Raw genomic sequence first — 11,783 nt, forward strand, 5'->3', positions numbered from 1 at the left:
AAATGATATTAATAAGGATGAACTGATGCAGAGTAAATATAAGAAAATTGAAGTCATTGACTCTCATACCGCAGGAGAACCGACACGTTTAGTCATTGAGGGTTTTCCTGATTTAGGGAATGCAGACATGGCGTCGCGCCTGCAAAAATTACGTACGGAATATGATCATTGGCGCTGCACAACGATTTTAGAACCACGTGGAAATGACATTTTAGTGGGCGCATTACTTTGCAAACCAGTGAATCCGAAAGCTGCCGCCGGGGTGATTTTCTTTAATAACGAAGGCTACTTAGGTATGTGTGGTCACGGCACCATTGGTTTGGTCGCATCATTGCATTACTTAGGGCGCATAGGTTACGGGGAGCATTTAATTGAAACCCCTGTCGGGGATGTGACCGCTAAATTACATGAAGATGGTAGCGTGAGCATTCAAAACGTCTACGCATACCGCTATCGCAAAGCCGTCCAAGTCAACGTGCCGGAGGTTGGGCTAGTGACTGGGGATATTGCATGGGGAGGAAACTGGTTTTTCCTCGTCGAAAATTCACCACTCGCTATCCAGTATAGGAACGCGAAGGCGCTGACTGAAATCTGTTTGAAAATCAAACAAGCCCTCGTTGACCAAGGTATTTTTGGTAAAGATAACCAAGAAATTGACCACATCGAACTATTTGGTCATTGCGAAGATGCGGATAGCCAAAGTTTTGTTTTATGCCCAGGCGGTGCCTATGACCGTTCTCCTTGTGGCACGGGAACAAGTGCCAAGCTGGCGTGTCTTGCGGCAGACAACAAGCTCGCGGAAGGCAAAATTTGGCGTCAGGCAAGTGTCATCGGTAGCCAATTCCAAGCTAGCTATCAGATTGCAGATGCTAATGGCATCATCCCGACTATTCGCGGAAATGCCTATATCAGCGGCGAAAATACCTTGTTGATCGATAAAAACGACCCGTTCCGCTTTGGGATCACGGTGGAGTGAGGTAAGCCAATGGATAACAAATATTCTGTGATTGTGGTGGGTGGTGGCATTGTCGGGCTCAGTATTGCGTTATCTGTCCAGAATCAAGGCACGGGCGTTTTATTGGTCGACAAAAACCAAATTGGATCCGGTGCTTCATTTGGCAATGCAGGGCATATCGCCACGGAGCAGGTTTTTCCTGTGGCTGACCCCTCCGTTTTGAAATCAATTCCTAGCATGTTGCTCGACCCGTTAGGCGCATTGCGTATTGATTGGCGTTATATATTGCCGCTCACACCATGGTTACTGAAATTGTTGGGCAATATGCGCCACAAACCGTTTATGCATATTCACCACGTTCTCTCCATGCTCAATGGGGCATCATTGGCTTCTTGGCAGGCATTTTCTAAGCAGTGGCAGTTAGAGGATTTAGTCAAAATCCAAGGTTCTTTGCTGGTGGCTGAGAAACCGCCGACCCTCGAAAAACTGCGTCGCCACGGTGAGTATTTAAATAGCATGGGGGTGCATAACCAATTATGGGATCAATCCCAACTGTTGGCACAGCAACCTGAACTTGCCAATAACCAAATCGGTGGATTGTTCTACCCCGAGACTGGGCATGTGGTGGATCTTGCCTTAATGCATGAGCGATTAACTCAAGCATTCATACAGTTAGGGGGAAAAGTCCTGACTGAGTGTGAAGTCACGGCGATTGATTCGTCATCGGCGAGCCAAGCTCATTTAACCACATCACAAGGCACATTTATCGCTGATAAAGTGGTGATTGCGGGTGGTGCATTTTCGAAATCGTTAGTGAAGATGGTGAGCCGTATTAATGTGCCGTTAGAAACGGAGCGCGGTTATCACTTGATGCTACCGAATGAAAAAGGGCGTTTATCCATTCCCATTTCTAGTATGGATCGCCGTTTTATTATGACGCCAATGAACGGTGGGTTACGTCTTGCGGGGACGGTGGAATACGCAGGGTTAAAACGCCCGCCGAATATGCAGCGCGCTCGTCACTTTTTACCGTTGGCTAACCCAATGCTAAAAACACCATTGGATAGCCAGAATACCAGTGAATGGATGGGTTTTCGTCCCACTATCTCAGATTCCTTACCGGTCATAGACCAAAAAGGCCCGTATGTTTTTGCCTTTGGGCATCAACATTTAGGGCTAACACAAGCGGCAATTACCGCAGATATCGTCAATAACATGATCCACGGGCAACCGACACCGCTCGATTGCTCGCCTTTTTCGATTAAGCGCTTTCTTTAATTCAGGAGAATTATAATGAATTTTCATGGCATCCTTGTTCCGTTAGTCACTCCGTTTCATGATGATCTTTCATTGAATATCACGGCATTAGCAGAGTTAACCGAAAAACTGATCGCCAGCGGTGTGACCGGGTTAGTTGTCTGCGGCACCACGGGTGAGTATTACGCATTAAATGAAGATGAACGTAAAACCGTATTAACCACGGTCAGTAAAATTGCCAAAGGGCGTGTGACACTGATCGCAGGGATTAATGACTTATCTACCGAGGGCGCAATTAAACGCGCAGCACAAGCGAAAGAACTGGGCTACGAAGGATTGATGCTGTCGCCGCCTCCGTACAGCCTGCCGGATCAAAACGGCGTTTATGCCCACTACGAAAAAGTGGCGAAATCCACCTCGTTACCAATCATTATGTACAACTTCCCAGCCCGTATTGGTATCGAAATTGAGTTAGATACCGTGGTGAGATTGGCTGAAATCGACAATATCGTCGCTATCAAAGAGAGCAGTGGCAGCTTTAGCCGTGCTCTGCATCTGTTACAAACGCCATTTAAAAACTTCGAAGTGATTTGCGGCTGTGATGACCAACCTGTGGACTTTTTCTTTTGGGGCTCGAAAAGCTGGATCGCCGGTGCGGGTAATGTTTTCCCAACAGAGCAAGTGGCGATTTTTAACGCAGCGCAAAAAGGGGATTGGGCGAAGGCTAAGCAGATCATGCAAGAGATTTACCCAGCCATTTATTCCATGGAGTCAGGCAATTATAACCAAAAAGCAAAAGCGGGTTGCTTAAAAGGCTCCTTTAACGTGGGGCCAGTTCGCTTGCCTCTGTCAAATATTAGCCAGCAAGAACGTCATGAGTTTCTTGCGCTGATCAAACCATAGCGAGGTTGCATATGTTGATCACCAAAGAGCAAATATTTGAGCGAGCAAAACAGAGCAAACTGTGGGCGGGGAATTTAATTGCGGGCTACCAAAGTGGCAGTGCCAAACTTAAAAACTATACGCCTATCGATAATAGCGCGATTGGTTATATTGCGGATGGCAGCGCGCAAGATGTTCATGCTGCCGTGAATATTGCTCGTGAAACCTTTGAAGAAGGGTGCTGGAGTGGGTTATCTCCCCAAGAACGTAAGCAAGTGATGCTGCGCTGGGCGCAATTAATTGAAAAACACAGTGAAGAGCTGGCTGCGTTAGATTGCGTAGATGCGGGAAAACCGATCACGGAATGTCTGAATACTGACTTACCTGCTACCGTCGAAACCTTCTATTGGTATGCGGAAGCTATCGACAAATTGTTCGGCAAAATTGCCCCAACGGGTCGCCAAGAAATGGGGCTGATTGTTCATGAGCCAATTGGCGTTGTGGGTGCAGTTTTACCGTGGAACTTCCCTGCTCAAATGTTTGCATGGAAAGTGGCACCGGCGTTGGCTGTCGGGAACTCGGTGATTGTCAAACCCGCAGAGTTAACTTCCTTGAGTGCCTACCGCATGGTGGAACTGGCTTATGAAGCTGGCGTCCCTAAAGGTGCGTTAAGTTTAGTGTGTGGGCTAGGTGAGAAAGTCGGGGAAGCCTTAGGACGCCATCCTGATGTGGACGTGGTGTCGTTTACCGGTTCAACTGAAGTGGGGCGTTTATTCCTGAAATACTCCGCGGAAAGTAACCTAAAAGAGATTGTCTTGGAATGTGGCGGAAAAAGCCCACAAGTGGTGTTTGAGGATGCGGACTTAGATGGGGCTATTCCACATATTATGGCGGCTGCGTTCTGGAATATGAGCGAAAACTGTAGCTGCGGCTCTCGTTTAATTGTGCATGAAAATGTCAAAAAATCCTTACTCGAGAAGTTAACCGCTGCGGCATCAACATGGCAAGTGGGCGACCCTCGTGATGCGGGTATCTCTATTGGTCCAATGATTGAAGAAGCGCATTTTGAGAAAGTGAAATCATTTTTAGACACCACTGTTAAAGAAGGTGGAAAATTGGTGACAGGAGGAAAAATACGCAGTGATCTCGGCTCAGGATGGTATATCGAACCGACTATCTTTGATGCCGTTACGCCAGAAATGTCTCTCTTTCGACATGAAGTTTTTGGTCCCATTTTAGCCGTCACATCGTTTAAAACCGATGACGAGGCGGTCAATTTAGCCAATGACACTCACTACGGATTGGCTGCATCGTTTTACAGCCAAAATGTCCATCGAGTGATGAATATTGCACGTCGTATCAATGCGGGGACGGTGTCTGTCAACGGATTTAGCGAAGGTAATATCACCACACCATTTGGTGGTTTCCGTCAGTCAGGTTTTGGTGGAAAAGACAACGGCTTAGAAGCCTTTGAGCAATACACCCAAACGAAAGTTATCTGGTTTATCAATCAGTAAAATGACATTGACCTGAACCTTGCGGGGTTCAGGTTTCGACCCTTGCAAATACACAAATACAATTACAATAGTCGAGGAGTACATATGGAAGCCATCGTTAATACCATCGTTGGTTACATCTGGGGTAATGCTCTCGTATTCTTATCTCTGGGTGTCGGTCTCTATTTCACATTAGCAACACGCGGTGTGCAGTTTCGTTACATCGTAAAAATGGTCTGTTTATTAAAAGAAAATAAAGCATCAAAAGACGGGATCTCCTCATTCCAAGCCTTCTGTTTAGCATTATCGGGGCGTGTTGGGGTCGGTAATATTGCAGGGGTAGCAACGGCGATTGCGGCAGGTGGTCCTGGTGCTATTTTCTGGATGGTGGTCATGGGCTTACTTGGAGGCGCGAGCGCCTTTATTGAGTCTACACTGGCGCAGATTTATAAGCAGCGCTCAGATGACCAATATCGTGGTGGTTCGCCGTACTATATTGAAAAAGGATTGAAATTAAAGCCTTTTGCTATCTTTGTTGCGGCAGTGATCTGTTTATCTTACGGTGTATTGGTACCGGGCATTCAAGCCAATACCATCGCGGATTCGTTCCAAACGGCATTTAATATTCCACCAATGGCAACAGGTGCATTAGTGACAGTATTAATGGCGTGGTTAATTTTTGGTGGTGTGAAACGTATTGCGAGCGCAGCCGATAAAATTGTTCCTATCATGGCATTAGCTTATATCGTGATGATGGTGATTATTCTGGGCAGCCATTGGGATAGCGTACCGGGTATGTTCAGCTTAATTTTCCGCAGTGCGATGGGAATGGATGCGGTATTTGGTGGGATCGTGGGAACTGCGGTGTCTTGGGGCGTGCGTCGTGCTGTGTTCTCAAACGTGGCAGGAGCAGGTGAAGCGACATTCAGTTCCGCGGCGGCAGAAGTTAGCCATCCGGTCAAACAGGGGCTTATTCAAGCATTCTCTATCTATATCGACACCGTGGTTGTGTGTACAGCATCGGGACTGATGATTTTAGTCACCAATATGTACAACGTTTTCCCTGATGGTTCAGCGACTGCTCTTGTGGAGTATGTGCCAGGTGTGGCAGCAGGAACTGCATGGACTCAAATGGCAGTTTCTACGGTATTTACATCGGCGGGTGCAGGGTTTGTCTCTATAGCGGTATTCTTGTTCGCCTTCACAACGCTTATGGCTTACTACTATATTGCAGAAACCACCATTGTTTACCTTGATCGTAAGCTGAAATATCCTGTGCTCAAGCTGATTTTGAAATTCGTCTTCTTGGTGATTGTCTTTATGGGCAGCGTGCAGTCGGTCAGTATTATGTGGGGGCTGGGTGATATCGGTTTCGGCAGCATGAGCTACTTAAACTTGATTGCGATTGTGTTTTTATCAAAACCCGCTTTAAGAGCATTACGTGACTTTGAAAGACAAACCAAATTAGGCGTTGATCCGGTGTTTGATCCAAGAGCCGCAGGTGTAGAAAACGCAGAATTATGGGAAGAAATCAGTCGTGAATATCATGCGAAAGGCGTTGGGATTGATAGAATCGATGGTTCTGGGAAGATAAACGAGAAATTACTAAAGGAAGAATAACTTAGATTAGAAATGGCGGTGAGGGAGGGATTCGAACCCTCGATACGTTGCCGTATACACACTTTCCAGGCGTGCTCCTTCAGCCTCTCGGACACCTCACCGTTTTTCTAAATTGTGGTTGCAGAATTTGTTATAAATAACTTGTCCTTCAACGGGGCGCTACTATAGGGAAAAGAGCGCCTTCCGTCAACTCCCAATTAAATAAAAATCCACTTTTTTCTATCGTTTAGCTAAATAAAAACCAATTTGGTTACTCTCTAATCTTAATAAATTATTATTGATTAGAAATTGATAATAAATTGTTTATTTAAACTTCAAGCAATTAATCCAGAATCCGTTAACTCCTTAACAAAATCCTCATCTTATGGATATAAATATGGGGTATTGACTTGAAAATAAACACCATTACGCACACTCTGGTGGAAACCTATAAGGAGTTGCCATGAATATTTTATTTTACCATCCATTTTTTGATGCCAATCAGTGGATTGATGGCATGCGTGCTCGATTGCCTCAAGCCAATATTCGCCAATGGAAGCCGGGAGATACCCAACTGGCAGATTATGCCATGGTATGGCTTCCTCCTTATGAGTGCCTTGCGGGTCGCCAAGACTTAAAAGGGATTTTCGCATTAGGCGCGGGGGTGGATGCGATTCTAAAGCAAGAGCAAGATAACCCGGGAACATTACCGGCAGGCGTTCCATTGATGCGCTTAGAAGACACGGGTATGGCCATTCAAATGGAAGAATATGCCGCTGCAAAAGTCTTGTATTACTTCCGTCGTATGGATGAGTACCGTCAGTTGCAATCCCAACGTCAATGGAAACAACTGCCAGCCTACACCCATGACCAGTTTGTGGTGGGCGTGATGGGCGCAGGGGCGTTAGGTCAAGCCGTGGCAAAACGCTTAGCCAGTTTTGGTCTTAAAGTCAGAACATGGAGTCGCTCAGAAAAGCAAATCCCAAATGTGAAAAGTTACTATGGGCAAGACCAGTTAGCGGATTTCTTATCAGGCACCCGCGTGATTGTGAACCTGCTGCCAAGCACCCCAGAAACGGTGGGTATTTTAAATCATCAATTATTCAGCCAGCTTGAGCAAAACGCCTATATTATTAACCTCGCCCGAGGTGCGCACTTAATTGAGCAAGACTTGCTGGAAGCATTAGAAAAAGGGCAAGTTGCAGGGGCGTCACTCGATGTTTTTGCTACAGAGCCACTGCCACACATGCACCCATTCTGGACTCATCCACGTATCGCCATTACGCCACACGTTGCGGCGTTTACGTTGCCTAATGAGGCGATGGATATGATTGCGAGTAATATTCAGCGGATTGAAAAGGGCGAGCAACCAGAGGGGATAGTTAATACTGCCCGCGGATACTAATTTCCCGTCCTAGTTTTCGCCGTCACGTTGTTGGCTGCGTCAGCACACCCTAGTCACATACTTGCGTATGCTCCTAGGGATGTGCTTTCTTGCCGCCTAGTGACAACTAAAACTCGTTAGGGAAATGTTCGCTATATTTATGCACAGCGCGAATTATTTTGAGGATGCTTTGGTTATCTGTTATCTGTTATCTGATTCTTTAATAAATCATCATTAGCGACTATCAGCGCCATATATTGGACTATGTCATATATGGTATTGCTCAAAGCGTGGGTTTTCTGTTTTTTCAGGTATACTGCATCGCATCATGATCACGAAAAAGTGATTGCAGGAAAATCGCCAACAGGAAGAAACCCATGAATGAATTCTCAATCGTCTGCCGTATTTTAGGTACCTTATTTCAACGCTCTCCGGACGATGCGCTTGTGAAGCCTCTTATCGATATGATTGCTCAAGATAAGCTCAAAGCCTCATGGCCGTTGGAGCAAGATGAACTGTGGGCAAGAATGGCGAAGGCAGTGGATCACAAGGTTATCACGGCGGATTATCAAGCGATGTTTGGTAGTGAACCAACGGTTCCGCCTTTTGCTCATCGCTATGATGAAGAAATCACTGAAGCAGAAATTCGCGAATTCCTAGTGACCCGTGGAATGACCTTAACGGATGCCCCAACGGATGCATTTGGTGCGCTACTGTTAGCCGCATCATGGCTAGAAGACCAAGCCGCTGAAGATGAAACCGCCGCGCAGGAAGAGCTATTCGACAGCTATATCCTGAGCTGGTATGGCGCATTTCTGGGGAAAGTTGAGGCTCACGCGACAACACCGTTTTACCGTACATTAGCGCAAATTACCCGCGATGCCGTCATTGCACTGCGTGATGAGTTAGAATCTGACTCAGAAAATGATGATAAATAAGTGACGCCGTCACTTAAAGACTGATGATTGAGAGAAGATAGGTGTGGAACCGTCTTCTCTCATCATAGGTTAAAAGGATAGACACAATGACCTCGACACAACTTCATGGCTTGATGTGGCTCTTTATTTCACCGTTAGCACTGGCACAAGTGGATAATGATCTGCCTAGCTATAATAAACGCATGGTTAATTACAGCACGGAATTTCAATTTGACCCGCTTTACGGAAAAGTAAAAGAATTAACACAAATCATGAACGATGAAAAAGGGCTCAGCAAAAGAGTGACTGTGTCTTTTAATCTCCACGGTTGTCTCAACAATTTAAGTTATTACAATAGAGACAGTGAAACAGCATTTGTGATTGTCAGAAAATTTAAGCAACTTTATTACTTAGTAGATAAACAAAAATTCAAAGGTTATGGCATCGATAAGATGTGCAATTTACAAACCGGAGAACTGCAAGATTGGAAATATTATTACCGTGATGGTCTTGTTAATAAGATCACTCAAGGGAAGAAAGAGATAGCGACATTTGTTTATGGTGAACATTTTTTACCGATAGAAACGACATATTTTGATGAAAATGAAGTTATTAATACAAAAAATGAATACTTTTTCACTAATGGCTTAGTCACTAAAATTCTTTTTCATACGACGAAAAATCAGCAACCGTTTGTCGAAACTACTCAAAAATGCACGCATTATGATGATCATAAAAACCCAACTGTATGTACCAGTGTGGTGACATACAGTGATGGACGGGTAGAAAAATTCGATTTTGAATACAAAACGAGTTATTACGAGTGACTTTTTAGTATTAAAAATAAATGGCATTCCAATAAAAAAGCAACCGACTAGAAAGGTTGCTTTTTTCATTTTTAGATTATCAATTTATCAATCAAAAATATTTATGGTCAATTAATCAACCATTGGAATAACTAATTTACCCGGCTTGATTTCTAAACCTTTAGCGAGTTTTTTCGCGGTCGCTTCTGCGGCGCTGTTATCTGGGTTGAGCACATAGACAGGCTGAGTCGCGAAGAAGGTCTCAAGGGAGCTATTTAAATACGGGATCACCACAGAAATGGCGGTTTCCATATTTTCGGGTGTAATTTTATATTGGGTAATTTTCAGCTCTTTCAAATAGATAGAGCCTGTTTGTGCATCAAAAACAGGGCGCGCGGTTAAGGTCAATGCAATATCGGCCGCCGCAGCACCAAGTAGTGAATTCATTGTGACAGTGGCTTCGCCTTTTAATGCAATAATACCCGGTTCGCTACGACCAATTTCTGATTGTAAGTTATGCAAGGTGATATCCGCATCTGCAAACCCAGTAATGCCGATATTATTTTCGTACTTAACCTTGGTCGCAAGGTAACTGTTAATTTGTGATTCACTGATAGTAAATTCGGTTAATTTGTCACAACCCGTGAGAATAAATAGCAATCCAAAGATAGATGCCAAGAAAATGTTTTTCATAATCACTCCTTTATACAGTAATAACCCAAGTGTAACGTATTACTGCCCGCTCAACATGACTGTTTCAATTTTTTTACGGTTAAATTGGCGATGAAGCGCCCATAAGGTGATAAAACCAATAGTGCCGAGCAAGAACCAAGGAAGTTGAGGTATATTCCATTGGTGCCCAATATCGTACATCCAACCGCCACCGGTATAGCCAACGGCACCGCCTAGCGCAAGACCGAGTCGACTAAAGCCCATATAACTACCACGAGCGCGAGGGTCGGCAAGGGATGCGCTCAGGGTCTCACGAGCAGGGTCGGCGGTGATAGTCCCCAAATAGAAAATACCAATCAACACAAACAGAATATTGACCGATGTGGTCATACCGATAGGGAACATGCTCAGGCTCATTAAAAATAACCCTGCCATTAAACGTTGCTCTAAGCGGAAATGTTTTTCGCTCCAACGGGCAATCGGATAAAGCAGTGTCAGGGAAATTGCCGCTTCAATAGCATACATCCATTTCACCGCCGTTGGTGTGCCAGCCAATTCGTTAACGGCGATAGGAAACATCAGCATTACTTGTACTGACAGCATAAAGTAGCCAGAAAGCGTGATCACATAAGTCACAAAGCGGGTGTCTTTCAAGACTCGACGCATCCCATCACGAATAGGGGCTTTGATGGTGGAAATGCGATAAGCAGGAAGTAGCCAAGCATTAAGTAGAGCCGCAATCACAAACACTGCCGCGCCAGCCCAGCAAACATAGTGGAAGTCATACTGTAAAAGCCAGCTACCAATTAATGCCCCAATCACCGCGCCAGCGCTGTCCTGCATAAACAATAATGAATAAAAACGCCCACGCTCATAAGGGCGGGTCAATTTAATCACTAAAGCGGTACGAGGAGGGTCAAACAAGGTGCCGCCAAGGGCAGACAATATACAAGAAAGCCATAACACCCAAGGGTCATAAGCCAAAGCCATCAACACAAAGCCTGCGGCACGCAACAGCATCCCGATAATAATTAACGGTTTTGCACCAAATCGGTCGGCAATAGCTCCCCCAAAAATCCCAAATCCTTGCTGCACAAATTGGCGAAGCCCAAGGGCAAACCCAACCACCACAGCTGCCCAGCCAAGCTGCTCAACAAAGCGAATTGAAATTAAAGGGAAAACCACGAAAAAGCCAAGAACAACCAGCATATTATCGAGTAAAAGGAAATATTTGCCGAGGCTTCTTGCCCGTGATACCTGCGCCATGAAACACCATAAAAAAATAGTAACGGAAGGAATGATTCTTATTAATAGTATCAGGAGTTTGGCGGGAATGATGGTATATGCACCATGATATTTTTTTATCGATAAATCCGTCATATTTCCCATTATAGGGGTGTTGGCTACGTTCGTTCGCCCTCGTCACATACTGATGTATGCTCCAAGGGACTCACTCACTTGCCGCCTACCTCTAATGTGAACTATTTAGGATTTAGGGTGGGAAGATATTTCCCATTATAGGGGGGTTGGCTGCGCTCGCTAGATGATTACATAAATGATAATGATACTCATTTTGATCTTGATAATTATTATCATTAATGTATATTTCAAGGCTTGTTAATATTTGTAAGGGAAATGAGTACGTAACCATTCAATAAATAAGGTTTTTCGAATGAGTTACATCTATGGCATTGCACTTAAATTTACTTTAAATGCATAAATTGAAAAGTATAAAAAATATATCCTCATATTTTTATACGCTATTTCGTCACGTCTATTTAATCATCATTAATTAATGAAGGCATTACTTAAATG

The 11,783-nt window shown here is 44.6% G+C and carries 10 protein-coding genes and 1 tRNA gene; 8 read left to right on the top strand and 3 right to left on the bottom strand.

Features of this window, described 5'->3' with window-relative positions; all coding sequences use genetic code 11:
* Positions 1-25: 25 nt before the first annotated feature.
* The 5 genes from JK188_RS04525 (at position 26) to JK188_RS04545 (ending at position 6,210) form a co-directional block, all read left to right on the top strand.
* Positions 26-976: a 4-hydroxyproline epimerase gene (locus JK188_RS04525; protein WP_108478206.1), complete on the top strand. Its 951-nt coding sequence runs from the start codon at positions 26-28 to the stop codon at positions 974-976.
* Between the two features lie 9 nt (positions 977-985).
* Entirely contained in the window at positions 986-2,233 is a 1,248-nt protein-coding gene (locus JK188_RS04530; RefSeq protein ID WP_211885438.1) for an NAD(P)/FAD-dependent oxidoreductase, read from the top strand.
* A 15-nt stretch (positions 2,234-2,248) separates the two neighbouring features.
* On the top strand, positions 2,249-3,115 hold the full coding sequence (gene dapA, locus JK188_RS04535; RefSeq protein ID WP_211885440.1) for a 4-hydroxy-tetrahydrodipicolinate synthase: 867 nt from the start codon (positions 2,249-2,251) through the stop codon (positions 3,113-3,115).
* An 11-nt stretch (positions 3,116-3,126) separates the two neighbouring features.
* Positions 3,127-4,611: an aldehyde dehydrogenase gene (locus tag JK188_RS04540; RefSeq protein WP_211885442.1), complete on the top strand. Its 1,485-nt coding sequence runs from the start codon at positions 3,127-3,129 to the stop codon at positions 4,609-4,611.
* Between the two features lie 84 nt (positions 4,612-4,695).
* The gene (locus JK188_RS04545; protein ID WP_132495850.1) at positions 4,696-6,210 is read left to right on the top strand and encodes an alanine/glycine:cation symporter family protein; all 1,515 of its coding nucleotides are present in this window, start codon (positions 4,696-4,698) and stop codon (positions 6,208-6,210) included.
* Between the two features lie 13 nt (positions 6,211-6,223).
* Here JK188_RS04545 and JK188_RS04550 read toward each other — a convergent pair.
* Positions 6,224-6,311 (bottom strand) — tRNA-Ser (locus JK188_RS04550).
* A 341-nt stretch (positions 6,312-6,652) separates the two neighbouring features.
* Between JK188_RS04550 and ghrA the strand changes: the two genes are divergently transcribed.
* The 3 genes from ghrA (at position 6,653) to JK188_RS04565 (ending at position 9,317) form a co-directional block, all read left to right on the top strand.
* The gene (gene ghrA / locus JK188_RS04555; protein WP_211885444.1) at positions 6,653-7,594 is read left to right on the top strand and encodes a glyoxylate/hydroxypyruvate reductase GhrA; all 942 of its coding nucleotides are present in this window, start codon (positions 6,653-6,655) and stop codon (positions 7,592-7,594) included.
* A 356-nt stretch (positions 7,595-7,950) separates the two neighbouring features.
* A complete protein-coding gene (locus tag JK188_RS04560) occupies positions 7,951-8,511 on the top strand; it encodes a TorD/DmsD family molecular chaperone (protein ID WP_211885446.1) in 561 nt (186 codons plus the stop codon).
* An 86-nt stretch (positions 8,512-8,597) separates the two neighbouring features.
* Positions 8,598-9,317 carry a YnfC family lipoprotein gene (locus JK188_RS04565; protein ID WP_211885448.1) on the top strand — a complete coding sequence of 240 codons (720 nt, stop codon included), beginning with the start codon at positions 8,598-8,600 and terminating at the stop codon, positions 9,315-9,317.
* Between the two features lie 111 nt (positions 9,318-9,428).
* Here JK188_RS04565 and JK188_RS04570 read toward each other — a convergent pair whose 3' ends face one another.
* Together JK188_RS04570 and mdtH are read right to left on the bottom strand one after the other, a co-directional pair.
* Complete coding sequence (locus JK188_RS04570) at positions 9,429-9,989, bottom strand: lipoprotein (RefSeq protein ID WP_154603922.1); 561 nt, start codon at positions 9,987-9,989, stop codon at positions 9,429-9,431.
* Between the two features lie 39 nt (positions 9,990-10,028).
* Positions 10,029-11,234, bottom strand: a complete 1,206-nt coding sequence (mdtH, locus tag JK188_RS04575) for a multidrug efflux MFS transporter MdtH (protein WP_036954565.1) — start codon at positions 11,232-11,234, stop codon at positions 10,029-10,031.
* Between the last annotated feature and the right edge of the window lie 549 nt (positions 11,235-11,783).

The sequence above is a fragment of the Providencia sp. JGM181 genome, from assembly GCF_018257375.1.
GTDB lineage: Bacteria > Pseudomonadota > Gammaproteobacteria > Enterobacterales > Enterobacteriaceae > Providencia > Providencia lanzhouensis.